This window comes from Streptomyces sp. NBC_00582, assembly GCF_036345155.1.
Lineage (GTDB): Bacteria > Actinomycetota > Actinomycetes > Streptomycetales > Streptomycetaceae > Streptomyces.
Genome location: NZ_CP107772.1, coordinates 10,593,075 through 10,617,199, shown reverse-complemented (window position 1 = coordinate 10,617,199; position 24,125 = coordinate 10,593,075). Strand labels below are relative to the sequence as shown.

The following is a 24,125-nucleotide window of genomic DNA, read 5'->3' as shown; positions in this document are numbered from 1 at the left end:
ACCTCCCGGAGCGACCTTCATGCTGCACGCCTCCCTGACCGTCGACCCCGCCTTCCGCGTCGCCGACGTGAGTCCCCGTACCTTCGGCTCCTTCGTCGAGCACCTGGGCCGCTGCGTCTACACCGGCATCTTCGAGCCCGGCCACCCGCTCGCCGACGAGGACGGGCTGCGCCGTGACGTCCTGGACCTGGTGCGCGAGCTGGGCGTGACCGCCGTGCGCTATCCCGGCGGCAACTTCGTCTCGGGCTTTCGCTGGGAGGACAGCGTCGGCCCGGTCGCCGACCGCCCCACCCGCCTCGACCTCGCCTGGCACAGCACCGAGACCAACGCCTTCGGCCTGCACGAGTTCCAGCGCTGGGCCCAGAAGGCCGGCGTCGAGCCGATGATGGCCCTCAACCTCGGCACCCGGGGCGTCGCCGAGGCCCTGGACCTGCTGGAGTACTGCAACCACCCGGGCGGCACCGCCTGGTCCGACCAGCGGATCAAGAACGGCGCCCCGGACCCCTTCGGCATCCGCATGTGGTGCCTGGGCAACGAGATGGACGGCCCCTGGCAGACCGGCCACAAGACGGCCCAGGAGTACGGCCGTATCGCCGCCGAGACCGCACGCGCGATGCGCATGGTCGACCCGAAGCTCGAACTGGTCGCCTGCGGCAGCTCCAGCTCCGCGATGCCGACCTTCGGCGCCTGGGAGGCCACCGTCCTGGAGGAGGCGTACGACCAGGTCGACTACATCTCCTGCCACGCCTACTACGAGGAACTCGACGGCGACCTCGGCAGCTTCCTGGCCTCCGGCGTCGACATGGACCACTTCGTCGACTCGGTGGTCGCCACCGCCGACCACATCCGGGCCAAGCTGCGCCGCAAGAAGCGGATCAACCTCTCCTTCGACGAGTGGAACGTCTGGTACAATACCCGGTTCGAGGCGGCGGAGAAGCCCACCGAGTGGGCCGTCGCGCCGCGCGTGATCGAGGACGAGTACAACGTCGCCGACGCGGTCGTCGTCGGCGGGCTGCTGATCAGCCTGCTGCGGCACAGCGACCGGGTCACCGCCGCCTGCCTCGCCCAGCTCGTCAACGTCATCGCCCCGATCCGCAGCGAGGCGGGCGGCCCGAGCTGGCGGCAGACCACCTTCCACCCCTTCGCCCAGGCGGCCCGGCACGCGCGCGGCACGGTCCTGCGGGTGGAGCCGGTCGCGCCGACGTATGAGACGCAGCGTTTCGGCGAGGTCTCCGTCGTCGACGCCGTGGCCACGCACCTCGCGGAGGCGGACGGCGCCGACGAGCTCACCGTCTTCGCCGTCAACCGGCACCAGAGCGAGAACGTCGAACTCGCCCTCGACCTGCGGGCGTTCCCCGGCTACACCCCCGTGGAGCACTCGGTGCTGAGCGACCCCGACATCCGCGCCGCCAACACCCAGGACGACCCCGACCGCGTCCGCCCGTACACCGCCGGCACCGGTTGCGTCACCGGCGGCCGCCTCACCGCGACCCTGCCGCCCGTCTCCTGGAACGTCGTCCGGCTGCGCCGCGCCGGCTGACCCACCCCTCGGACACCCGCCGTTCCGCCCCTATTCCTCCTCCCCGGGGGAGCGGCGGGTCCCGCACCACCCCCTCTTCCCGGACATTTTCTTGGGAGCCGCCCATGTCCACCACCAGGGAAGGCGCCGGATTCCGCGCCGTACCCCGCACCCAGGCGATCACCCTGCTGCTGGCCCTGCTCGCAGCCGCCGTCGCCCTCGTCCTCCCCGCCTCCGGCCAGGCGCACGCGATCTCCCGCGCCTCCCAGACGATGTACACCCCGCCGTCCGGCACGCCCTCACCCGGCTCGCTCTACCCCCGGGCGGTCCGGCTGCAGTACAGCGGATCCTCCAACGGCACCCTGCTCGCCACCTTCGAGCAGTACAGCTCGGGCACCCCCGTCTTCCCGGTCTACCGCAGCACCGACAACGGCAACAGCTGGACGCAGATCTCCAGCATCAGCGACACCCACAACGGCTTCGGCAACCGCTACCAGCCGTTCCTGTACGAACTGCCGACCCAGATCGGCAACTTCCCGGCCGGCACGATCCTCGCCGCCGGCAACTCCATCCCGAACGACCTGTCCTCCACCGAGCTGGACCTGTACGCGAGCACCGATCACGGCGTCAGCTGGTCGTACGTCAGCACCATCGCGCAGGGCGGCGAGGCCGACCCGACCAACGGCAAGACCCCGGTGTGGGAGCCGTTCCTGATGGTGTCCGGCTCGAAGCTGATCGTGTACTACTCCGACCAGCGTGACCCGAGCTACGGCCAGAAGATCGTCCACCAGGTCTCCACGGACGGCCTGACCTGGGGCTCCGTGGTGAACGACGTCGCCACCTCGACCTACGGCGACCGTCCGGGCATGCCGGTCGTCGCCAAGCTGCCCAACGGCAACTATGTGATGACGTACGAGTTCTGGGGCGCCCCCGAGGGCGGCTTCGCCGTCTACTACAAGATCTCCTCCGACCCGGAGGCGTTCGGCTCCGCCACCGGCATCGCCCTCAAGGCGACCGACGGCACCCAGCCCAAGAGCTCCCCGTACATCACCTGGCTACCGACCGGCGGCGCCAACGGCACCCTGGTGGTCAGCGCCAACAGCAGCGACGACCTGTTCCTCAACACGCAGAACGGTGCCGCGAACACCTGGACGCGCATCGCCTCCACCGTCCCCGGCGGCTACAGCCGCGGCCTGCTCCCGCTGGCCGACGGCCACAGCCTGCTGGTCCTCAGCGGCGGCCACCTGACCAGCACCGGCCTCAACCCGGTCACCTACGGCACGATCGACCTGGGCGGCGGCATCTCCGACGGCGCCACCTACACCCTGTCCAACGCCAACAGCCACCTGATGCTGGCCATCGCGGGCGGCTCCACCACCAACGGTGTGGGCGCCACCCAGCAGAATGCCGACAACGCCACCGACCAGCGGTGGAAGTTCGTCCAGCAGACCTCCGGCTACTTCAAGATCTTCAACGTGGCCAGCAACAAGGTCCTCGGCGTGCAGAACCAGTCCACCGCCAACGGCGCCAAGGTCCTGCAGTGGGACGACAACGGCACCCTCGACCACGAGTGGGCCCTCGCCCCGAACCCGGCGGGCGGCTTCACCGCCACCAACCGGATCAGCGGCAAGTACCTGGAGATCCCCAGCGCCTCCACCACCGTGGGCACCGCCGCCGGGCAGTGGTCCGACACCGGCTGCGCCTGCCAGCGCTGGAACCTCACCCAGACCGCCCTGCCCACCCTGTCCACCGGCCAGTACCGGCTGGTCAACAAGAACAGCGGCAAGTTCCTGGAGATCCCCGGCGCCTCCACCACGGCGGGCAAGCAGGCCGGCCAGTGGGTGAACACCGCCAACAACTGCCAGCTGTGGACGTTTACGTCGCAGAGCGGCGGGGCGTGGACCGTGAAGAACGTCAACAGCGGTCTGTTCCTCGACAACAACGGCTCGGCCTCGGCCGGCGCGGCCGTCGTCCAGAACGCGTCGTCGGGCGCGAGCTCCCAGAAGTGGACGCTCACGGACGCGGGAGGCGGCTACTTCAAGCTCGTCAACTCCGCCAGCGGCCTGGTCGCGGACGTCGCCTCCGCCTCCACCGCCAACGGAGCCCTGATCGTCCAGTCGGCGGACAACGGCGCCGACGACGAACTGTGGCAGGTCGTGCGGGTCAACTGACCCGCCAGGGGGCCCGGTCGCGGCCGGGCCCCCACCCCATTGTCCAGCATCCCGAACGATGACTGTCATACCGAACGAGAGGGAGGGGTCGCCCGTGTCTGAAGAAACCTGTGTCGTGGGCGTCGACTTCGGAACCCTGTCCGGCCGTGCCGTGGTGGTACGGGTCGGCGACGGCGCGGAACTGGCCTCGGCGGAGCACGTCTACGCCCACGCCGTCCTCGACCGGAACCTGCCCGACGGCACCCGGCTGCCCCCCGACTGGGCCCTGCAGGTGCCCTCGGACTACATCGACGTACTCCGCAACGCCGTACCCGAGGCTCTCGCCCGCGCCGGAGTGCGGCCGGAGCACGTCATCGGCATCGGCACCGACTTCACCGCCTGCACGGTCCTGCCGGCCCTCGCCGACGGCACCCCGCTGTGCGAACTCCCCGGCCTGGACAACCGTCCGCACGCCTACGCCAAGCTGTGGCGCCACCACGCCGCCCAGGGCCAGGCCGACCGGATCAACGCGCTGGCCGCCGAGAGGAAGGAGCCCTGGCTGGAGCGGTACGGCGGGAAGATCTCCTCGGAGTGGGAGTTCGCCAAGGCGCTCCAGGTCCTGGAGGAGGATCCCGAGATCTACCGGCGCACCGAGCGCTGGCTGGAGGCGGCCGACTGGATCGTGTGGCGGCTGTGCGGGACGTACGTCCGCAACGCCTGCACTGCGGGCTACAAGGGCCAGTACCAGGACGGGAGTTATCCCTCGCCCGAGTATCTGGCGGCGCTGCACCCGGACTTCGCCGGCTTCGTGACAACCAAGCTGGACCAGCCGATCGGCCGACTCGGCGACCCGGCAGGGGTGTTGACTGCCGAGGCCGCCGCCTGGACCGGGCTGCCGCAGGGCATCACCGTCTGCGTCGGCAATGTCGACGCCCATGTCACCGCCCCGGCGGCGGTCGCCGTGGAGCCGGGCCAGATGGTCGCCATCATGGGCACCTCCACCTGCCACGTCATGAGCTCCGACCGGCAGGGTGTCGTGCCCGGCATGTGCGGGGTCGTGGACGGCGGCATCCTGCCCGGACTGTGGGGCTACGAGGCCGGGCAGAGCGGTGTCGGCGACATCTTCGCCTGGTTCGTCCGCACGGGCCTGCCCGCCGAGTACGCCGAGCGGGCGGCCGCGGCCGGCCAGAGCCCGCACGAGTACCTGACCGCCCTCGCGGCCGGGCAGAAGGTGGGCGAACACGGCCTTCTCGCCCTCGACTGGCACAGCGGCAACCGGTCCGTCCTGGTCGACCACGACCTCAGCGGCCTGCTGATCGGCCAGACGCTCTCCACGCGCCCTGAGGACGTCTACCGCGCCCTGCTGGAGGCCACCGCCTTCGGCACCCGCACCATCATCGACGCCTTCGAGTCCGCGGCCGTACCCGTGACGGAACTGATCATCGCGGGCGGCCTGACGAAGAACGCCCTGCTCATGCAGATCTACGCCGACGTCACGCGCCGCCCGCTGAGCATCATCGGCTCGGCCCAGGGCCCGGCCCTCGGCGCCGCGATGCACGCCGCCGTGGCCGCCGGGGCGTACCCCGACATCCGCGCCGCGGCCCACGCCATGGGCAAGGTGCACCGCCGGGTCTACCTCCCGGACCCCCAGCGGGCGGCGGCCTACGAGCGCCTCTACCGCGAATACCGCGTCCTGCACGACTACTTCGGCCGCGGCACCAACGACGTCATGCACCGCCTGCGCCGCATGCGTGCGCAGACCTCCGCCTGACCCACTGTGAAGGGAATGCTCATGACCAGTTCCGAAAGGCCCTACGACAGCCAGGAGATCTGGTTCCTCACCGGAAGCCAGGGCCTGTACGGCGACGACGTGCTGCGCCAGGTCGCCGACCAGTCCCGCAGCATCTGCGAGACCCTCGGCCGCCCCGGGAAGGTCCCGGTCAGGATCGTGTGGAAGCCGGTGCTGACCGACGCCGAGTCGATCCGCCGGATGTGCCAGGAGGCGAGCACCTCCGACACGTGCGTGGGCGTGATCGTGTGGATGCACACCTTCTCCCCGGCGAAGATGTGGATCGCCGGACTCAGCGCCCTGGACCGGCCGTTGCTGCATCTGCACACCCAGTACAACCTGTCGCTGCCCTGGCCGAGCATCGACATGGACTTCATGAACCTCAACCAGGCCGCCCACGGCGACCGGGAGTTCGGGCACATCGAGTCCCGCGTCGGCGTCGACCGCAAGATCGTCGCCGGTCACGCGACCGACCCGAGGGTGATCCGGCGCATCGGGGCCTGGGCCCGGGCCGCCGCCGGCCGCCACGCCTCGCGGACGCTCCGGCTCGCCCGCTTCGGCGACAACATGCGCGACGTCGCCGTGACCGAGGGCGACAAGGTGGAGGCCCAGCTGCGGTTCGGCTTCTCCGTCAACACCTACGCCGTCAACGACCTGGTCGCCGTGGTCGACGACGTCGAGGACAAGGCGGCGGCCGAACTCGCCGACGAGTACGTGCAGTCGTACGACGTCGTCCCGGCCCTGCGCCCCGGCGGTGTCCGCCACGACTCGCTGCTGTACGCGGCCCGTCTGGAACTCGGTCTGCGCACCTTCCTCGACGAGGGCGGCTTCACCGCCTTCACCACCAACTTCGAGGACCTCGGCGGCCTGCGCCAGCTGCCCGGCATCGCCGTCCAGCGCCTGATGGCCGACGGCTACGGCTTCGGCGGCGAGGGAGACTGGAAGACGTCGGCCCTGCTGCGCACGATGAAGGTCATGGGCGCCGGACGCCCCGGCGGCACCACCTTCATGGAGGACTACACCTACCACCTCGGCCCCGGCACCCCGCGCGTCCTGGGCGCCCACATGCTGGAGGTCTGCCCCTCCGTGGCCGCCGACCGCCCCCGCTGCGAGATCCACCCCCTGTCCATCGGCGGCCGCCAGGACCCGGTCCGCCTGGTCTTCAACGCCTGCGCGGGGCCCGCCGTGGTCGTCGGCCTCTCCGACCTCGGCGACCGCTTCCGCCTCACGGCCAACGCCGTCGACGTCGTCGCCCCGAGCGAACCCCTGCGTCGGCTGCCGGTGGCCCGGGCCGTATGGCAGCCGCGTCCGTCCCTGGCGGAATCGGCGGAGAGCTGGCTGCTGGCCGGCGCCCCGCACCACACCGTGCTCAGCTCGGCGGTCGACGTCGAGACCCTGACCGACTACGCCGCCATGACCGGCGTCGAACTGCTCACCATCGACGAGAACACCACCACCGAGCAGTTCGGCAAGGAAATCCGCTGGAACGCCGCCTACCACCGCCTCGCCCAGGCCCTGTGACGAAGGAGACCACGATGTCCACAGTTGTCCGCCAGGGCCTGCGCGAAGAGGTACTGGAGGCGAACCTCGCCATCCCCCAGGTCGGCCTGGCGACCCTGACCTGGGGAAACGTCAGCGGCGTCGACCGCGAGGCGGGGGTGTTCGTCATCAAGCCCTCCGGGGTCCCCTACGAGGCCCTGACCCTGGCCGACCTGGTGACGGTCCGCCTGTCCGACGGCGCGGTGGTCGAGGGCGATCTGCGCCCCTCCACCGACACCGAGACCCACCGCTGCCTGTACCTGGCGTTCCCGTCCGTCGGCGGCGTGACCCACACCCATTCCACCCACGCGGTCGCCTTCGCCCAGGCCCGCCGGGACATCCCCGTCCTCGGCACCACCCACGCCGACACGTTCAACGGCCCCGTGCCGGTCACCCGCGACCTCACCGTGGAGGAGTGCGCGAAGGACTACGAGTACCACACCGGCCACGTCGTCGTGGAGCTCCTCGGCGGCGACGACCAGCGGGCCCTCGAGGTCCCCGCCGCCCTCGTCGCGGGCCACGGCCCCTTCACCTGGGGCGCCACCGCCCGCGCCTCCCTGGAGCACGCGATCATCTGCGAGGCCGTCGCCGACATCGCCCTGCACACCATGTCCCTGTCACCGACGAGTCCGCCCCCCGCCCACCTCCTGAACCGCCACTACACCCGCAAGCACGGCCCCGACGCCTACTACGGCAATCCGGCCGCCCCGGTGATGCGGTGACGGTGGTGCACAGAAGCCGCGTATACGCGGTACTGATCGACACGCCCGATGCCGAGGCCGCCCGGGCGGCGGAGTTCTGGGCGGCGGCTCTCGGTGCGACGGCCCGACCGTTCCCACCGGCACCGCAGTTCACCACGCTCCACCAGGCTCTGCCAGGGCTGATCACCGCGGTCCAGGCGGTCGACGACGCCCCTCGTATCCACCTCGACATCGAGACCGACGACGTCGAATCGGAAACCGCGCGCTTGGTCGCCCTGGGCGCCGAGCAGGTTTCGCGGTGGCAGGAGTGCCGTGTGCTGCGCGTGCCGGGCGGTCATGTGCTGTGCGTCCTACCGGTGGAGAGCGACCCCGACACGTTCCGGGCACGGGCCACCGTGTGGCCATGACGAGTACGCCGGCGGTCTCGGGCGGGCGGCCCGCCGATCCGCTCGGCGAGGACGGACTCCATCGGGCGGCGGTGAGGCAGCCACCGCCCACCGCGAGGTCCGGGTCCTTGGGCGGACCCGGACCTCGGGGCGCCTTCCCGTCCCCACGGAGGGCGCCCCGCGGCGGGCCCGGTTACGGAACCGGCGCGTCGTGAACGGTGCGCGGGGTTCCCGGCCCCACCCACCAGACACCACCACCCGCAGCTTCGCCTTTTCACCTCAACCGCAACGTCGCGTCCGGCCGCGGAAGCGATGAGTCCGGCTGCGGATCGCGGTCTCAGCACCGTAGACAACCGATGGGAGCGGACATGGACAAGCTGAATCAGGTGGCCGACGGCGTCTGGGTCCGGCAGAGCGAGTGGGTCTGGAGCAATTCCGTCGTGGTGCGCGGGGAGGACGGGCTGATCCTGATCGATCCCGGCATCGACGGCTCCGAGCTGGACCAGCTCGCCGATGCCGTGGACCAGCTCGGCATCCCGGTGGCCGCCGGGTTCTCCACCCATCCCCACTGGGACCACTTGCTCTGGCATCCGCGGTTCGGCGACGTGCCGCGCTACGCGACCCCCGCCGCCGCCCAGGTAGCCGGTGAAGCCCGGGAGCGGGCGCAGGCGATGGCGGCGCAGAGCGCGTCGGGCATCCCGCTGGAGCTGATCGCGCTCGTCACCCCGCTGCCCGCGGACGGCGGCCCCGTGCCGGGCGAGATCGTCGAGCATCGGGCGCACGCTGTCGGCCACGCCGCGATCCTCCTCCGGGACCATGGCGTCCTGCTCGCCGGCGACATGCTCTCCGACGTCCTGATCCCGCTCTTCGACGTTCGCCAGGACGATCAGGTGAACGCCTACGAGACGGCACTCGACCGGCTGGACGAGGCCGCCCGGCATGCCGACGTCGTCATCCCCGGCCACGGCGCGGTGGCCGAGGGCCCCCAGGTGGCCGCCCGCCTCGCCGCCGATCACGCCTACATCGACGCGCTCCGGCGAGGAGAGGAACCCGCCGACGCGCGCCTTGGGCCGCACGCGGACTGGCTCTCCGGCCCCCACCGGTCGAACCTGGAGCAGGCACGAGGGCGGTAGGGCCTTACATCGCCCTGATGCCGGGCCGTACGGCGTCCCGGCGCGCTCCGGGCCGCCCTGCCGGCCGTGCAGCCCGTGCAGCCCGTGGCGGCGTCCACGCCGGTGGAGGTCGGACTCGCGTACGCCGCGACTAGGCGCGAATGGCCTCGCGGGCGGCCGGGGGTGCCTCTGTGTTCTTCGTCGAGCCGGTGGGCGGCCTCGGTCCGAGGTTCGATCTTCTTCGTGGGGCATGAGACTGTCTGGTCGTGCCGGAGATGACGAGTGGGTGGGAGGCGGCCCTGTCCGGGGCGTCGTCTCCTTCGTGGACGGAACGTGTTCGCGCCGGGCGTGACCTTGCTTCCTTCGCCGATGTTCCTGAGGCCGCGGAAGTGCTGGTGGGGCTGCTGCTGGACGTCGAGGACACAGCGGTGACGCGACAGACGGCAAAGGCGCTGGCCCGGGTGGGGACGGTGGCCGCGGTGAGGCTCATCGCTCTCGCGGTTGTCGAGGCCGACGGCAACCAGGCTGACTGGATGCAGACCGGAGTGCATGACGGGCTCATGGGATCGGACGGTGGGCCGGACGTCGCAGCGGCCTGCGTGAAACTCGCCCGGGACCGGGATGAGGCTGTCCGGCGGGGTGCCTCGGAGATCTCGGCGTGGACAGACGGCACAAGGTGTTGACCTGAATCGGCCTGCCGGTGGTCCGGTTCCCATGCAGCCGTCGCCCGGGGAAGGCGTTTCTGGGCTGACGGGACACCCTCGAACCGGGCCCAAAAGAACGCTCAGGCGGTTGCCGGCCTCGCGTCCCCGTCGGACTGCGATGCCGCGGCGGGAACTTCCCGGCCGGCCGGGTCGGATCGGTCGGCGACCCAGCTCAGCAGCATCCCGAGGGCCTCAGCCGTCGGGGAGCCGGGCCGCGGCAGGTAGGTGAGCAGTGAGCGATCGGGGCGGGCGGGCACGGTCAGCATGTGGTAGTCGAACTCGAGCGTGCCGACGAGCGGGTGCACGATGCGGGTGACGCCCAGCCGCTTCTCCCGTACGTCGCCGGTCGCCCACATCCGCCGGAACGGCTCGCTGCGGATGGCCAGCTCACCGACCAGCGCGGCCAGCTCGGCGTCGTCGGGCCGGCGCCCGGTGAGCAGGCGCAGCTGGGCGACGGTCTCCGCGGCGATCGCCTCCCAGTTCGCGTACCGGGCTCGGGCCTCTGGGCGCAGGAACATCTCTCGGGCCGCGTTGCGGGGCTGCGGCATGCCGCTCACGTCGAACACGGCCTCGGCCGCGGCGTTGGCCGCCACGATGTCGAGGCGGGCGCCGAGCAGCAACGCCGGCGCGTCCCCCATGGCTTCCAGCAGCCGGACCAGCGGCTCGTCGGGCACCGCTCTCGATGCCCGCGGCGTGGTTCTCGCCTTGGTGTCGGCTCGACGCGGACGGGCCAGGTTGCGAAGGTGCTCGGCCTCCACGTCCGAGAGGGCGAGTGCCTGTGCGACGGCGTCGAGCACCTGGTCGGAGACCTGCGGGGTACGCCCCTGCTCCAGGCGTTGGTAGTAGTCCGGGCTGACACCGGCGAGCAGGGCGACCTCCTCGCGTCGCAGTCCCGGTACCCGCCGCCGCGTGAGGCTGGGGGGCAGCCCCGCCTGTTCGGGCGTGATGCGCTCGCGTCGGGTGCGCAGGAATTCACCGATGGTCGTCTCCATCTCATCGACGGTACGCCGCCGCCGGCACCCCTGCCTGGCCCTGCTGGACCCAGGTAGGAGCGGACCTTCCTCGCGGCTCACCGGTGGACGAACGTCGGACCCGCGCCTTCCGCACGGGACGCGCGGAGAGGGAGACAGGACAGATGCGTGCAGCAGTAGTCAGGGAGTTCGGCGGCCCCGGGGCGATCGAGGTCGTCGAGGTGGCGACGCCCGAGCCGGGGCCCGGAGAGGTACTGGTCAAGGTGGCCGCCGCCACGGTCAACTTCGCCGATGTCATGGTGCGCACGGGGCTCAACGTTCAGTACGGCGCCACCGCGGCGCGCCCGCAGTTCGGCCTCGGCACGGATGTGGCCGGCACGGTCGCCGCGCTCGGCGAGGGGGTCACCCGATTCGCCGTCGGCGACCCTGTGCTCGGCACGCAGGAGCGGCTGGACCGGCCGCTGGGCACTCAGGCCGAGTACGTCGTACTGGAGGAGTGGGAACTCGCCCCGGCGCCGGATGGAGTCGACCTGGTGCACCTGGCCACGGCCGGGCTGAACGCGACCACCGCCGACCAGGCGCTGGACGCGCTGGCTCTGGAACCGGGGCAGTGGCTGCTGGTGTCGGGCGCCGCCGGCGGGGTGGGGCTCTTCACGGTCGAACTCGCTCGGCTGCGGGGGCTGAACGTGATCGCCCAGGCCGGACCGGCCGACGAGAAGCTCGTCCTGGGGGCCGGTGCGCAGCTTTTCGTCTCGCGCGAGGACGACCTGGTGCCCACGGTGCGCCGACTGGTACCGGGCGGTGTGGACGGCGCGGTCGACGCGGCCAACCTGGCCGCCGGGGCGGCGGACGCCGTACGGCACGGCGGTGCGTTCGTGTCGCTGCTCAACTCCGCGCCCATGGCACGCCGCGAAGTGCGGATGATCAATATGGCGTGGCACACCGACGCCGGGCGCCTGGCCAAGCTGGCGGCCTACGCGGGCGCCGGTCTGATCAGCCTGCGGGTGGCGAAGACCTGTCCGCTGGAGCAGATCGCCGATGCCCACCACGCCCTTGCCGCGGGCGGGCTCCGCGGCCGGATCGTCTTGGTCCCCGACCACGCGTGACAGGAGTCTGGTCGCGATGCGGCGATTCGAGGGGCGCACGGTGATCGGCACGGGGGCTCCACCGGCCTGGGGCTCGCAGCCGCCGAGCTTCCGTCGCCGAGGGTGCCACCGTCCGCCTTGTCGTCCGCCGGAAGTCTGCGGGTGATCTCGCGGCCGCCAGGCTGAGTCCTTCCGCGGTCGCGGTCCGCGCCGACGTGACCCTCAACGACGTTCTCGCGGCTCCCGGCGAGCTCATCGACCACCGAGTCGATGGGGCAGCCCCAATAGGGCTGTGCCCTATAGCAGGCCGTGATCGCCTCGCGCTTCCTCCGCCACGGCTCCCAGGAGGCGAGCCCCTCCAGGTAGGGCCGTGGGGCGCCCGGCAACCCGTTCGGACTGCCATGGTGTGAGCGCGTTGACGTGAGCGGGCCAGGCCGCGAAGGGGCTCGGTCTCCCTCTCCGAGAGGACGAGCGCCTGTGCGACGGCAGCGAGCACCTGGTCAAAGACCTGCGCGGTACGCCCCTGCTCCAGGCGTTGGCGGCAGTCCGGGCCGACCACGGCGAGCAGGGCGGCCTCCTCGTCTCCACCCCGTCGACGGTACGCCGCCGTCGGCAGCCATGCCTGGCCCTGCTGGACCCAGGTAGGAGCGGACCTTCCTCGCGGCTCACCGGTGGACGAGCGTCAGACTCCGCGCCTTCCGCACGGGACGCGCGGAGCGGAAGAGGAGTTCTCCATGGCACTTCAGGATCAGTCAGCCCCCGTGATCGAGCGGGACCTGTTCATCGGCAACGAGTGGCGTCCGAGCTCGGAGGGCCGCTCGCAGTCGCTGGTCAACCCGGCGACGGAAGAGGAGTTCGGCAGGGTCGCGCTGGCGTCGAGTGCCGACGTGGACGCCGCGGTGCGGGCCGCGCGGGCCGCGTTCGACGAGGGGCCCTGGCCCCGGCTGTCCGTGAAGGAGCGGGCCGACTACATGCTCGCGCTCGCCGACGAGATCGAGCGGCACGCGGACGCCATCACCGAGGTGGTGACGGCCGAGACCGGGCTGGTCCTCGGTGCCGCCCGCGGCAACCCGCTGGCCTTCGCCGGCCTGCTGCGCTACTACGCGAGCCTCGCCGACTCGAGAGAACTCCACGAGGTCCGCACCGGCCTGACGGGCGCCACCGCGCGCATCGAGAAGCGGCCCGTCGGTGTCGTGGCCGCGATCGTGCCGTGGAACGCGCCGCTCGGTCTCGCCGCGTTCAAGCTTCCGCCGGCGCTCCTGGCCGGCTGCACGGTCATCATGAAGCCGTCCGACTTCTCGCCGCTGAGCGCCGGCTACGTCGCGGACGCCGCACTCGCGGTCGGCCTGCCGGCCGGTGTGATCAACGTCCTCACCGCCGGTCCCGGGCAGAGCCAGGAACTCGTCAGCCACCCGGGCGTGGACAAGGTGACGTTCACCGGATCGACGGGCGTCGGGCGCGCGATCGCCGCGGCCGCGGCGCCCACGCTCAAGCAGGTCACGCTCGAACTCGGCGGCAAGTCCCCGGCGGTGATCCTGCCGGACGCGGATCTCGACCGGATCGTCTACACGCTCACGATCAACGTCTGCAACAACAACGGCGCGGTGTGCACGAACCCGAGCCGGCTGATCGTTCCGGAGAGCCGCAAGGACGAGATCGTCGGAGCCCTGGCCGCGTCGTTCGCGGGTGTCAAGGTCGGGGATCCGACCGACCCGGACACGACGGTCGGCCCCATGATCAACAAGGCCCACTACGAGAAGGTGCTCGGCTTCTTCGAGACGGCCCGGCAGGAAGGCGCGGCCTTCGCCGTCGGCGGTGGCCGCGCGCCCGGGTTCGACAAGGGCTACTACGTCTCACCGACCATCATCACCGACGTGAGGCCCGGCTCCCGGGTCGCACAGGAGGAGATCTTCGGCCCGGTGACCGCGGTGCTCACCTACCGCGACGAGGACGAGGACGAGGCGATCCGGCTGGCCAACGACACCGAGTTCGGGCTCAACGCCGCCGTCTTCAGCAGCGACGAGCAGCACGCGCTCGAGGTCGCCCGCAAGATCCACAGCGGTACGGTCTCGATCAACAACGGCATCACCATCGATCTCGGGGTGCCGTTCGGCGGCGTCAAGCAGTCGGGCTACGGGCGCGAACTGGGCCCCGAGGGCCTCGACGCGTTCTACAACACGCACGCGATCTTCCTCGACGGCGAGCCGGTCGTGACGCTCTAGCGTCATGCAAGCTGCGGCCGATCACTCGCGTCGGGGGGCAAGTGATGTGGGGTGAACTCTTGACGTGCGCTCGGCGTATGCGTGCACAATGACCGCGCGGTCAGACCGCGCGGTCATTCATTTGACCTCGTTCGATGGCGAACGCTCGGCCATGAGGAGACTTCATGACAACTGGAGTGGAGCGCGGTGTCGCCTCCTCCGCGCCACGCAGTGAGGACGTGGCCAGGCTGGCCGGTGTCTCACGCAAGACGGTCTCCCGGGTCCTCAACAACGAGCCGTACGTCTCCGACGAGTCCCGCCGACGGGTCCTGGCGGCCGCCGAGGAACTCGGCTACCGGCTGAACCACGCGGCCAGGGCACTTGCATCCGGCCGTACCCGGTCCATCGGTGTGGTCGCTCTGGCGACAGCCGGGTACGGAACCGCCTCCCTGCTGGTGGGCATCGAACAGGCCGTACGGGACGCCGGTTACGCCCTGCGTGTGGTCAACACCCCGGACGGAGACCCGCACAGCATCGCCGGCGCGGTGGAGTCACTCCTGGAGCAGGGCGTGGACGGCATCGTCGTCTCCGTACCCGTCGTCGAGGGTGAGGTCCCGCTCGGCGTCGATGTGCCGGTCCTCTTCGTCGGAGCGCCCCCCGCCTTCACCGCCGCCCGGACGCTGACCGTCGGCGTGGGTGCCCATGAGCTGGCCCGCGCGGCCACCGAACACCTGCTGGACCTCGGACACGCGACCGTCCATCAGCTCGCCGGTCCGCGCCGGTGGTACGCCACCAAGGACCGCATCGAGGGATGGAGGGCGGCGCTGGCGGCCCGGGGCGCGCATGAACCGCCCGTGCTGAACGGTGACTGGTCGGCGGCCTCCGGGTATGCCGCGGGCCTCGGGCTGGCCTCGGACCGCTCGGTGACCGCGGTGTTCGCCGCGGGTGACGAGATGGCCATCGGACTGATCCACGGCCTGCGGGAAAGCGGTCGTCGTGTGCCGGAGGACGTCAGTGTCGTCGGTTTCGACGGCAACCCCGTCTTCGCCTACGTCTCCCCGCCCCTGACCACCGCCCGTCAGCCCTTCGAGGCGGCGTCGAGCGAGGGAATCCGGCTTCTCCTCCACGCAATGGAGAAGCCCGATACCGAACTGCCGCCGGCGAACGACCCACCCGTCGAACTGATCGTCCGCGGTTCCACTGCTCCTCCGCCCTCTCTCTGACCCACTCCGCCCCCGTGCCACTGCTGTGGCGCACCCACACGCCGGGGCACTCCACCTCTGCCGGCGCGCTTGTCGCCACGCCCCCACGCTCGCGGCCGCGCCCGGCAGCGCCCGCCCGGTTGTCCCCCGGGTGACGCGCCCCATGAACTCCGCCGCGTCACTCCGAGCCGTTCCGGGCCGGCGGACACCGAAACACACCTTTCCCTTTCCCTTCCCCTTTCCCTTTCCCTTCCCCTTTCCCTTCCCCTTTCCCTGGGAGCCGCAATGTCCCCTGCGCAGACAGGCGCCAGACCCGGCGCCGCTCCGCGTTCCCGTCCCCTCTCCCTCTGGTCCGTGGCCTTCGTCCTGCTCGTCGCGGCGATGACCATGGTCCTGCCCGTCGGCCGGGCGGACGCCCTGGCCCGTCCTTCGCAGACGATGTACACCCCGCCGTCGGGTGCGCCTTCGCCCGGGTCGCTCTACCCGCGGGCGATGCGTCTGCAGCACAACGGCTCCGCCAACGGCACCCTCCTCGCGACGTTCGAGCAGTACACCTCGGGCACACCGGTCTTCCCGATCTACCGCAGCACGGACAACGGCAACTCCTGGTCGAAGATCTCCGAGGTCGCCGACACCCAGAACGGCTGGGGCATGCGCTGGGAGCCCGAACTGTTCGAACTGCCCACTGCGGTGGGCGGCTTCCCGGCCGGCACCGTCCTGGCCGCCGGCGCCTCGGTCCCCTCCGACCGCTCGGCCATCAAGATCGATGTCTACGCCAGCACCGACCGCGGACAGACCTGGACCTTCGTCAGCAACATCGCCACCGGCGGCCCGGCGTTCGACACGAACGGCAACGGCAACACCCCTGTATGGGAGCCGTTCTTCCTCTACGCCAACGGCAAGCTGATCGTCTACTACTCCGACCAGCGCGACCCCGACCACGGCCAGAAGGTCGTGCACCAGGTCACCACGGACCTCCACACCTGGGGTCCGGTCGTGGACGACGTGGCGATGCCCACCTACAGCCAGCGCCCGGGTATGCCGACCGTCGCGAAGCTGCCCAACGGCAACTACGTGATGACGTACGAGTACGGCGGCTCCCCCTCGGGCAACTTCGCCGTCTACTACAAGATCTCCGCCGACCCGGAGGCGTTCAACTCCGTCACGGGCATTCCCCTGCGGTCGACGGACGGCACGGTGCCCACCAGCACCCCGTACATCACATGGCTACCCACCGGCGGTCCGAACGGCACGCTGGTCGTCAGCGCCTACAGCACCAGCGACCTGTTCCTCAACACCCAGAACGGCGCCGCGGACACCTGGACGCGCATCAGCTCCACCGTGGCAGGCGGCTACAGCCGCGGCATGGTGGCGCTGTCCGACGGCCACAGCCTGCTCGTGCTCAGCGGCGGCAACGGCGGCAGCAACCTCTCCAACCCCGTCACCTACAGCACCATCGACCTGGGCGGCGGCATCTCGGACGGTGCCACCTACACCGTGTCGAACGCGGGCAGCAACCTCATGCTGAGCATCGCGGGCGGCTCCACAGCCAACGGCACCAACGCCACCCAGCAGAACCCCGACAGCGCCACCGACCAGCAGTGGCGCTTCGTGCAGCAGAGCTCCGGCTACTTCAAGATCCTCAACGTCGCCAGCGGCAAGGTCCTCGGCGTGGAGAGCCAGTCCACCGCCGACGGAGCCAAGATCCTCCAGTGGGACGACAACGGCACCCTCGACCACGAATGGGCCGTCGCCCCGAACCCGGCCGGCGGCTACAGCCTCACCAACCGTGTCACCGGCAAGTACCTGGAGATCCCGAACGCCTCCTCCACCACCGGCACCGTCGCCGGCCAGTGGAGCGCCACCAGCTGCGCCTGCCAGCGCTGGAACGTCACCCAGACCGCCCTGCCGCCGCTGGGCACCGGGCAGTACGTCCTCGTCAACAAGAACAGCGGCAAGTACCTGGACATCCCGCAGGGCTCGACCGCCGCCAACACGGCGGCGCAGCAGTGGCAGAACTCGGCCTGTTCCTGCCAGCTGTTCACCTTCCAGTCCGCCGGCAGCGGAGCCTGGACCATCAGGAACGTCAACAGCAACCTGAATCTGGACATCCGTAACGGCTCCACCACCGCCGGAGCCGCCGTCGTCCAGAACACGCCGTCCACCGCGAACTCGCAGAAGTGGACCCTTGCCGACGCGGGCAACGGCTACTACGAACTCAAGAACGTGGGCAGCGGCTTCAACGCAGGCGTCGCCCAGTCCTCCACCAGCAACGGCGCGGCGGTCGTGCAGTGGAACGACCTGAACATCGACGACCAGTTCTGGAAGATCGTCCGCATCAACTGAACGGCTGCGGATGACGCGGAGGGCGGGCGTGCACCCACGCCCGCCCTCCGGCCTCGGGGGGCGGCCCCGAGTGCCGGACCGGCAGGCTCTGTCCGTCTTCAACGGCGGCTCGTCGCCGGGGCTGTGGCGCCGCAGTCGGCTCATACCGCTCTTGCCCGGGCCGCATGCGCCGGCTGACGGCACCGGGAAACCGGGCACGAGTTGCTGGACCCTTCGCGGACGGCCGGACGGGTTCGCGGACGGCCGGACGGGTTCGCGGACGGCCGGCGTACGCGTCAGCCGGCCCGCAGACCGACCGCCAGCGTCAGTTCGAGGACCCGGTGTGGCGATGCGAGGTCCGGAAACAGTTCCCGCAGCTGCGACATCCGGTACCGGACGGTCTGGGGATGGACGTACAGCGCCGCCGCCACCTCGTCCCGTCTGCCCTGGTGCAGCAGCCACTCCCGCAGCGTCTCCTCCAGCCGCCGCGCGGTCGCGACGGGCAAGGTCCGCAACGGTGCGAGGGCCCGGGCACGCAGGTCTGCGAACGCGTCCACGTCGGCGCTCAGCACCAGCTCGGGCAGGTGGTCCTCGGTGTCGCGGATATCGCAGGAGAGGGAGCGCGCGCGGAGGGCTCGCGCGTAGGAGGCGGACGCGCGCGTCCATGGCCGGGCCGGGCCGACCACGGCGGTGCGGTCGGTCAGCTGCCGCAACAGATGTGATCGGTCGGCATCGGGGACGAGCAGCACGCCGACGGTGTCCGGCAGATCGTCGAGGACGAGGGTGCCCGGGTCGAGCGCGCGGTAGGCGGGCCGGGCCTGGGCGGCGGGCAGCAGGACCGCGGTCAGCGAAACCGGGGGCTGCCACCCGGCCCGTTGGGCGGAGGCCAGCAGGACGTCCGGGCCCGCGCCGGCGAGGAGGTCGCGGGCCAGGTGTTCGAGGTGGCGCTCGTGGGCCCTGCCCCGGGCGGCCAGTTCGTCGGCGTGGCCCGCGGCGCTCGCGGCGGAGAGCTCGTCGATGTAGGCGAAGGTCAGCTCGGCGAACTTGGCGACCTCGGCGGCGGGCAGACCCGCGGGGACGGCACCCGCCGCCAGGCATCGCCAGGCCACGCGGGCGCCGACGCGGTAGGCGCTGAGCAGGGCGTCCATCGAACGGCCGTCGCGCACCTCGCCCCGGCCCAGCTCGTAGGCCGCGTCGCCGGCGTCGCCGCCTGTGGCGTTCCCGCTCGCGAGGTCCAGGTAATGCCCCAGGGCGGTGCGCACGGCCCGGCGGATGGTGCCGCCCATGCTGCCCGAGAGGGCGCCTGCGTAGGGAGGGACCTCGTCGATGATCGCCTGGACGACCTCGTCGGCGGTGGTCTTCAGCGCGGACCGAAGCGCGGTGACCGTCGTCTCGTCCAGGGCCAGTTCGCTGGCCCTCCGGATTGCATGGCTCACGTTTTTGTTCCCTGCGAACAATTCCACCCACCAGATTTACGTCCTGCGGTCAGGACTTTACGCCCTGGGGCGCAGCAAGCTGGAGGCATGACGAGTGCAGCCCTCCGCAGCGGGGCGTGGAAACTGCTGGAGATGGTCACGACGCCGCTGCTGCCGTCGGACTACCTCGACCTGGTCAGCCCGTTGCGTGCGGGCGCCGACCTGCGGGGGCGCATCGAGGCCGTGCACCCCGAGACGGGTGACGCCGCGACCGTCGTGATCAGGCCGGGGCGGGGCTGGCGCGGCCACACGGCCGGTCAGTACGTGCGGGTCGGGGTCGACGTCGAGGGGGTGCGCCTGTGGCGTGCCTACTCGATCACCTCGCCGGCCGACCGTCCCGACGGCCGCGTCACGATCACCGTGAAGGCGATCCCGGGCGGCAGGGTCAGCAACCACCTGGTCCGCAGGGCGAGACCGGGCACGCTGATCCAGCTCGACCAGCCGGCCGGTGACTTCGTGCTGCCGCGGGCCAGGCCCGCCAAGGTGCTCTACCTGACGGCCGGCAGCGGCATCACGCCCGTGATGGGCATGCTGCGCGACACCGAGTTGGACGACGTCGTCGTGGTCCACTGCGCGCCCCGGCCGCAGGACGTGATCTTCCGCAGCGAACTGCGCGGCATGGCCGCGGACGGGAAGGTGCGGCTCACCGAGGTGCACACCGACACGGACGGCATGCTCGACATCGCCCGTCTCGGCGAACTCGTGCCCGACTGGGCCGAGCGCGAGACCTGGGCCTGCGGGCCCGCGGGCCTGCTCGACGCCGCCGAGAGGCACTGGAGCGCGCACGGCGTCGAAGGGCGCCTGCACACCGAACGCTTCCGCCCCGGCATCGTCGTCGCCGGCGACGGCGGCGAGGTCACGTTCAGCGCCACCGGCAAGAGGGTCGACGCGGACGGCGCGACGCCGCTGCTGGACGTCGGCGAGGAGGCCGGCGTGCTCATGCCCTCCGGGTGCCGCATGGGGATCTGCTTCGGCTGCGTCTCGCCGCTCAGGGCGGGCGCCGTCCGCGACCTGCGCACCGGGGAGATCACCGAGGCCGAGCCGGGCGTCCTCATCCAGACCTGTGTGTCCGCCGCGGCGGGCGACTGCGACATCGAACGGTAGGAGCACCTTGACCGCCATCGACCCCACCGCCCACCTGACCGCGGAGCAGATCGAGGAGCTCGGCCGCGAGCTGGACGCGATCCGCGACGAGGTGATCGCCGGCCGCGGCGAGAAGGACGCCGCCTACATCCGCAAGGTCATCTCGGCGCAGCGCAAGCTCGAGCTGGTCAGCAGGGGCGTGCTGCTGTTCTCGTTCTTCCCGCCCGCGTGGCTGCTGGGCACCGCCGGTCTGTCCGTGGCGAAGATCATGGACAACATGGAGATCGGCCACAACGTCCTGCACGGCCAGTGGGACTGGATGCGGGACCCGAAGATCCACTCCACCACCTGGGAGTGGGATCACGTCTCGCCGTCCGAGCAGTGGAAGCACTCGCACAACGAGCTGCACCACACGTACACGAACGTGATCGGCAAGGACAACGACCTCGGCTACGGCATCATGCGCGTCGACGAGGACCAGCGGTGGCACCCGTTCCACCTCGGCCAGCCGCTGTGGAACTTCCTCAACGCCTGCTTCTTCGAGTACGGCATCGCGGCGTACGACCTGGAGCTCGGCAGGAACCTGAGCAAGCGCCGCCGCAAGGACCCGGAGTTCCGCGCGCGGGCCAGGGCCGTGGGCCGCAAGATCCGCAAGCAGGTGCTCAAGGACTACGTGATCCACCCGCTGCTGTCGGGCCCGTCGTTCCTGACCACGCTCGCCGCCACGTTCACCGCGAACCTGGTCCGCAACCTCTGGTCCCACTCGGTGATCATGTGCGGGCACTTCCCCGAGGGCGTGCAGGTCTTCGAGCGCCGGTCGATCAAGGGCGAGACGCGCGGCCAGTGGTACCTGCGCCAGATGATGGGCTCGGCGAACATCAGCGGCAGCAGGGCCATGCACTTCATGACCGGGAACCTGTCGCACCAGATCGAGCACCATCTGTTCCCGGACCTGCCGAGCAACCGGTACGCCGAGGTCGCGGTGAAGGTGCGCGCGCTGTTCGAGAAGTACGAGCTGGAGTACGTCACCGGGCCGCTGCCCAAGCAGGTGTTCTCCGCGTGGCGCAAGGTCTTCCGGCTCTCGCTGCCGAACAAGAAGCCCACGGCCAGGACGCCGGACCGCGAGCAGGAGCTCGTCGCGGCCTGATTCCCGGCCTTGGTCCAGATCCCTTCGGGTCCTGCCGGCGGCACCGCCGGGTTCGGTGAGATCCGTCGCGGACGGCGGGCGGGTGGCGGCATCAGGCCGTACGGCACGGGATCCGGGCAGCGGGGTTGTCCGGCTGCGCTGCCCGAAGGAGATCCGACGGCCAAGCCCTATGCGGGCAGTGTGATGCCGAGGCGCTCGGCGAGTTCGTCGGCGCTGCTGCCGTACGTCTCGCGGATCCGGATGCCCTCGGGGCCGACGTCGAAGACGCCGTGATCCGTGTAGACGCGGCTGACGCAGCCGAGGCCGGTGAGCGGGTAGGTGCAGTGCGGTACGAGCTTGGGTTGGCCGGAGCGGGTGAAGAGGGTCATCATCACGTAGACGTCCTTGGCGCCGATGGCGAGGTCCATGGCGCCGCCGACGGCGGGGATGTCGTCGGGCTTTCCGGTGTGCCAGTTGGCGAGGTCGCCGTTGAAGGCGACCTGGTAGGCGCCGAGGACGCAGACGTCGAGGTGGCCGCCGCGCATCATGGCGAAGGAGTCGGCGTGGTGGAAGTAGGCGGCGCCCGGCAGTTCGGTCACCGGGACCTTGCCGGCGTTGGTGAGGTCGGGGTCGATCGCGTCGCCGTGGGCCTGCGGGCCCATGTGGAGCATGCCGTTCTCGGTGTGCAGGACCACGCCGGAGCCGGCCGGCAGATGGTCGGCGATCTTTGTGGGCTGCCCGATGCCGAGGTTGACGAAGGAGCCGGCCGGGATGTCGCGTGCGATGACGGCGGCCAGTTCGTCCGTCGAGAGACGGTGGCCGGTGGACGGGGTGGTCATCGTGCCCCCTGCACGGTGTAGTGACGGGTCGTCACCTGGACGATTCGGTCGACGTAGATGGAGGGGGTGACGACCGCCTCGGGATCGAGCGTTCCGGGCTGGACGATCCGGTCGACCTGGACGATGGTCGTCGCCGCGGCCGTGGCCATGACCGGTCCGAAATTGCGGGCCGTCTTGCGGTAGACGAGGTTGCCCAGCGTGTCCGCGGCATGCGCGCCGATCAGCGCGTAGTCGCCCCTGATGGGGTACTCCAGCAGATACGTCCGGCCGTCGATCTCGCGGACCTCCTTGCCCTCGGCGAGCGGTGTGCCGACGGCGGTCGGGCAGTAGAACGCGCCGATGCCGGCCCCGGCCGCGCGCATCCGTTCGGCGAGGTTGCCCTGCGGCACCACCTCCAGTTCGATCTTCCCCGCGCGGTAGAGGTCGTCGAAGACCCAGGAGTCGGCTTGGCGCGGGAAGGAGCACAGCACCTTGCGGACCCGGCCGGCGGCCAGCAGTGCGGCCAGTCCGACGTCCCCGTTGCCGGCGTTGTTCGACACGATCGTCAGGTCCTTCGCGCCCTGCCGGATGAGCGCGTCGATCAGGTCGAACGGCATCCCCGCCAGGCCGAAGCCTCCGACGAGGACGGTCGCCCCGTCCTCGATGCCGGCGACCGCCGCGTCGGCGCTCTGGACGATCTCCGCCCGGCTCACCGGGCCGCCCCCGTGGCGTCGCAGTTCTCCAGTACGACGGCCAGTCCCTGGCCGACGCCGATGCAGATCGCGGCGACGCCGTAGCGCTGCCGCGTCTCGCGCAGCACCTTGGCCAGCGTGGCGAGGATGCGGCCGCCCGAGGCGCCCAGCGGGTGGCCGATCGCGATGGCGCCGCCCTTCTGGTTCACGAGGGCGGGGTCGATCTTCCAGGCGTCCAGGCAGGCGAGCGACTGCACGGCGAAGGCCTCGTTGAGTTCGACCGCCCCCACCTGCTCCCAGCCGATCCCCGCCCGGGCCAACGCACGGTTGGCGGCCTCGACCGGGGCATAGCCGAAGGCCTGCGGCTCCAGTGCCATCACACCGCGCCCGGCGATGCGGGCGATCGGGTCGGTTCCGATCGTGGCCGCGGCCTTCTCGCTGCCCAGCAGCACGGCGGAGGCGCCGTCGTTGAGGGGGCTGGCGTTGCCCGCGGTGATGGTGCCGCCCTGCTCCGGTGTGCGGAAGACCGGCTTGAGGCCCGCGAGCACCTCGGGTGTGGATCCGGCGCGGATGCCCTCGTCACAGGTCAGGTCGACGCCGTCGACGGGCACCACCAGCCCGTCGTAGAAGCCCGACTCCCAGGCGGCGTGGGCGAGTTGGTGGGAGCGGGCGGCGAACGCGTCCTGTCGCTCTCGGGAGATCCCGAAGCGTTCGTGGAGTTGCTCGTTGGCCTCGCCGAGGCTGACCGTCCACTCCTTGGGCATCCGCGGGTTGACCAGCCGCCAGCCGAGCGTGGTCGACACGGCGGTGACGTCACCGGCCGGGAAGGGCTTCGCCGACTTGGGCAGCACCCACGGCGCACGCGTCATCGACTCCACGCCGCCGGTGAGCACCACCTCGGCGTCGCCGGACTCGATGGTGCGGCTGGCCGTCATCGCCGCGTCGAGGCCGGAGCCGCACAGGCGGTTGACCGTGGTGCCGGGGACGTTCACCGGGAGGCCGGCCAGGAGCGCGGCCATGCGGCCGACGTTGCGGTTGTCCTCACCGGCGCCGTTGGCGTTGCCCCACACCACGTCGTCGACCGCGGCGGGGTCGAGATCCGGCACTGCGGCAAGCGTCGAGGTGATCGCGGCGGCGGCGAGGTCGTCGGGGCGCACGCCGGCCAGCGCGCCGTTGAGGCGGCCGAACGGCGTCCGGGTCGCGGAGTAGACGAAAGCACTCATGGCACCGAAGTTAGGCCGGTGCGG

The 24,125-nt window shown here is 71.1% G+C and carries 19 protein-coding genes; 14 read left to right on the top strand and 5 right to left on the bottom strand.

What is annotated here, in order from left to right:
- Window positions 1–19: 19 nt before the first annotated feature.
- The 8 genes from arfA to OG852_RS48200 all read left to right on the top strand — a co-directional run bounded on the left by arfA (window position 20) and on the right by OG852_RS48200 (window position 9,879).
- Window positions 20–1,540, top strand: a complete 1,521-nt coding sequence (gene arfA, locus OG852_RS48235) for an arabinosylfuranosidase ArfA (RefSeq protein ID WP_133916223.1) — start codon at window positions 20–22, stop codon at window positions 1,538–1,540.
- Between the two features lie 104 nt (window positions 1,541–1,644).
- The gene (locus OG852_RS48230) at window positions 1,645–3,690 is read left to right on the top strand and encodes an RICIN domain-containing protein (RefSeq protein WP_330346819.1); all 2,046 of its coding nucleotides are present in this window, start codon (window positions 1,645–1,647) and stop codon (window positions 3,688–3,690) included.
- A 58-nt stretch (window positions 3,691–3,748) separates the two neighbouring features.
- The gene (gene araB / locus OG852_RS48225) at window positions 3,749–5,440 is read left to right on the top strand and encodes a ribulokinase (protein ID WP_330346820.1); all 1,692 of its coding nucleotides are present in this window, start codon (window positions 3,749–3,751) and stop codon (window positions 5,438–5,440) included.
- Between the two features lie 21 nt (window positions 5,441–5,461).
- Window positions 5,462–6,979, top strand: coding sequence for an L-arabinose isomerase (gene araA, locus OG852_RS48220; protein ID WP_330346821.1), 1,518 nt, complete (start codon window positions 5,462–5,464; stop codon window positions 6,977–6,979).
- A 14-nt stretch (window positions 6,980–6,993) separates the two neighbouring features.
- Entirely contained in the window at window positions 6,994–7,719 is a 726-nt protein-coding gene (araD, locus tag OG852_RS48215) for an L-ribulose-5-phosphate 4-epimerase AraD (protein WP_133916219.1), read from the top strand.
- Window positions 7,720–7,724: 5 nt separating this feature from the next.
- The gene (locus tag OG852_RS48210) at window positions 7,725–8,105 is read left to right on the top strand and encodes a VOC family protein (protein WP_330346822.1); all 381 of its coding nucleotides are present in this window, start codon (window positions 7,725–7,727) and stop codon (window positions 8,103–8,105) included.
- Between the two features lie 347 nt (window positions 8,106–8,452).
- Entirely contained in the window at window positions 8,453–9,217 is a 765-nt protein-coding gene (locus tag OG852_RS48205) for an MBL fold metallo-hydrolase (RefSeq protein WP_330346823.1), read from the top strand.
- A 254-nt stretch (window positions 9,218–9,471) separates the two neighbouring features.
- Complete coding sequence (locus tag OG852_RS48200) at window positions 9,472–9,879, top strand: HEAT repeat domain-containing protein (RefSeq protein ID WP_330351370.1); 408 nt, start codon at window positions 9,472–9,474, stop codon at window positions 9,877–9,879.
- Window positions 9,880–9,980: 101 nt separating this feature from the next.
- Here OG852_RS48200 and OG852_RS48195 read toward each other — a convergent pair whose 3' ends face one another.
- Window positions 9,981–10,892, bottom strand: coding sequence for a helix-turn-helix transcriptional regulator (locus tag OG852_RS48195; protein WP_330346824.1), 912 nt, complete (start codon window positions 10,890–10,892; stop codon window positions 9,981–9,983).
- Window positions 10,893–11,035: 143 nt separating this feature from the next.
- On the opposite strand from OG852_RS48195, the gene OG852_RS48190 reads away from it, so the two are divergent.
- The 4 genes from OG852_RS48190 (at window position 11,036) to OG852_RS48175 (ending at window position 17,705) form a co-directional block, all read left to right on the top strand.
- Window positions 11,036–11,977 carry an NADP-dependent oxidoreductase gene (locus OG852_RS48190; protein ID WP_133916213.1) on the top strand — a complete coding sequence of 314 codons (942 nt, stop codon included), beginning with the start codon at window positions 11,036–11,038 and terminating at the stop codon, window positions 11,975–11,977.
- Between the two features lie 713 nt (window positions 11,978–12,690).
- Entirely contained in the window at window positions 12,691–14,178 is a 1,488-nt protein-coding gene (locus tag OG852_RS48185; RefSeq protein WP_330346825.1) for an aldehyde dehydrogenase family protein, read from the top strand.
- A 164-nt stretch (window positions 14,179–14,342) separates the two neighbouring features.
- Window positions 14,343–15,380, top strand: coding sequence for a LacI family DNA-binding transcriptional regulator (locus tag OG852_RS48180; protein WP_330346826.1), 1,038 nt, complete (start codon window positions 14,343–14,345; stop codon window positions 15,378–15,380).
- A 264-nt stretch (window positions 15,381–15,644) separates the two neighbouring features.
- A complete protein-coding gene (locus OG852_RS48175) occupies window positions 15,645–17,705 on the top strand; it encodes an RICIN domain-containing protein (RefSeq protein ID WP_330346827.1) in 2,061 nt (686 codons plus the stop codon).
- Window positions 17,706–17,980: 275 nt separating this feature from the next.
- On the opposite strand, the gene OG852_RS48170 is transcribed toward OG852_RS48175, so the two are convergent.
- Window positions 17,981–19,120, bottom strand: a complete 1,140-nt coding sequence (locus tag OG852_RS48170) for a PucR family transcriptional regulator (protein WP_133916209.1) — start codon at window positions 19,118–19,120, stop codon at window positions 17,981–17,983.
- 132 nt (window positions 19,121–19,252) lie between these two features.
- Here OG852_RS48170 and OG852_RS48165 point away from each other — a divergent pair, with 132 nt between their 5' ends.
- Together OG852_RS48165 and OG852_RS48160 are read left to right on the top strand one after the other, a co-directional pair.
- Window positions 19,253–20,263 carry a ferredoxin reductase gene (locus OG852_RS48165; RefSeq protein WP_330351371.1) on the top strand — a complete coding sequence of 337 codons (1,011 nt, stop codon included), beginning with the start codon at window positions 19,253–19,255 and terminating at the stop codon, window positions 20,261–20,263.
- Window positions 20,264–20,270: 7 nt separating this feature from the next.
- On the top strand, window positions 20,271–21,389 hold the full coding sequence (locus OG852_RS48160; protein WP_133916208.1) for a fatty acid desaturase family protein: 1,119 nt from the start codon (window positions 20,271–20,273) through the stop codon (window positions 21,387–21,389).
- 167 nt (window positions 21,390–21,556) lie between these two features.
- Here OG852_RS48160 and OG852_RS48155 read toward each other — a convergent pair whose 3' ends face one another.
- The 3 genes from OG852_RS48155 to OG852_RS48145 are packed head-to-tail and all read right to left on the bottom strand — an operon-like array spanning window position 21,557 to window position 24,101.
- Complete coding sequence (locus OG852_RS48155; protein WP_133916207.1) at window positions 21,557–22,207, bottom strand: 3-oxoacid CoA-transferase subunit B; 651 nt, start codon at window positions 22,205–22,207, stop codon at window positions 21,557–21,559.
- Entirely contained in the window at window positions 22,204–22,899 is a 696-nt protein-coding gene (locus OG852_RS48150) for a 3-oxoacid CoA-transferase subunit A (RefSeq protein ID WP_330346828.1), read from the bottom strand. Before OG852_RS48150 ends, OG852_RS48155 begins: the two co-directional genes overlap by 4 nt.
- Window positions 22,896–24,101: a thiolase family protein gene (locus tag OG852_RS48145; protein ID WP_133916205.1), complete on the bottom strand. Its 1,206-nt coding sequence runs from the start codon at window positions 24,099–24,101 to the stop codon at window positions 22,896–22,898. The genes OG852_RS48150 and OG852_RS48145 overlap by 4 nt, the downstream gene beginning before the upstream one ends.
- Window positions 24,102–24,125: the final 24 nt, after the last annotated feature.

Coding starts and splice junctions, on each gene's coding strand:
- OG852_RS48175 (WP_330346827.1), top strand. CDS start 15,645: ATGTCCCCTGCGCAGACAGGCGCCAGACCCGGCGCCGCTCCGCGTTCC.
- araA (WP_330346821.1), top strand. CDS start 5,462: ATGACCAGTTCCGAAAGGCCCTACGACAGCCAGGAGATCTGGTTCCTC.
- araD (WP_133916219.1), top strand. CDS start 6,994: ATGTCCACAGTTGTCCGCCAGGGCCTGCGCGAAGAGGTACTGGAGGCG.
- OG852_RS48195 (WP_330346824.1), bottom strand. CDS start 10,892: ATGGAGACGACCATCGGTGAATTCCTGCGCACCCGACGCGAGCGCATC.
- araB (WP_330346820.1), top strand. CDS start 3,749: ATGACTGTCATACCGAACGAGAGGGAGGGGTCGCCCGTGTCTGAAGAA.
- OG852_RS48145 (WP_133916205.1), bottom strand. CDS start 24,101: ATGAGTGCTTTCGTCTACTCCGCGACCCGGACGCCGTTCGGCCGCCTC.
- arfA (WP_133916223.1), top strand. CDS start 20: ATGCTGCACGCCTCCCTGACCGTCGACCCCGCCTTCCGCGTCGCCGAC.
- OG852_RS48190 (WP_133916213.1), top strand. CDS start 11,036: ATGCGTGCAGCAGTAGTCAGGGAGTTCGGCGGCCCCGGGGCGATCGAG.
- OG852_RS48180 (WP_330346826.1), top strand. CDS start 14,343: ATGACAACTGGAGTGGAGCGCGGTGTCGCCTCCTCCGCGCCACGCAGT.
- OG852_RS48200 (WP_330351370.1), top strand. CDS start 9,472: ATGACGAGTGGGTGGGAGGCGGCCCTGTCCGGGGCGTCGTCTCCTTCG.
- OG852_RS48230 (WP_330346819.1), top strand. CDS start 1,645: ATGTCCACCACCAGGGAAGGCGCCGGATTCCGCGCCGTACCCCGCACC.
- OG852_RS48205 (WP_330346823.1), top strand. CDS start 8,453: ATGGACAAGCTGAATCAGGTGGCCGACGGCGTCTGGGTCCGGCAGAGC.
- OG852_RS48185 (WP_330346825.1), top strand. CDS start 12,691: ATGGCACTTCAGGATCAGTCAGCCCCCGTGATCGAGCGGGACCTGTTC.
- OG852_RS48165 (WP_330351371.1), top strand. CDS start 19,253: ATGGTCACGACGCCGCTGCTGCCGTCGGACTACCTCGACCTGGTCAGC.
- OG852_RS48155 (WP_133916207.1), bottom strand. CDS start 22,207: ATGACCACCCCGTCCACCGGCCACCGTCTCTCGACGGACGAACTGGCC.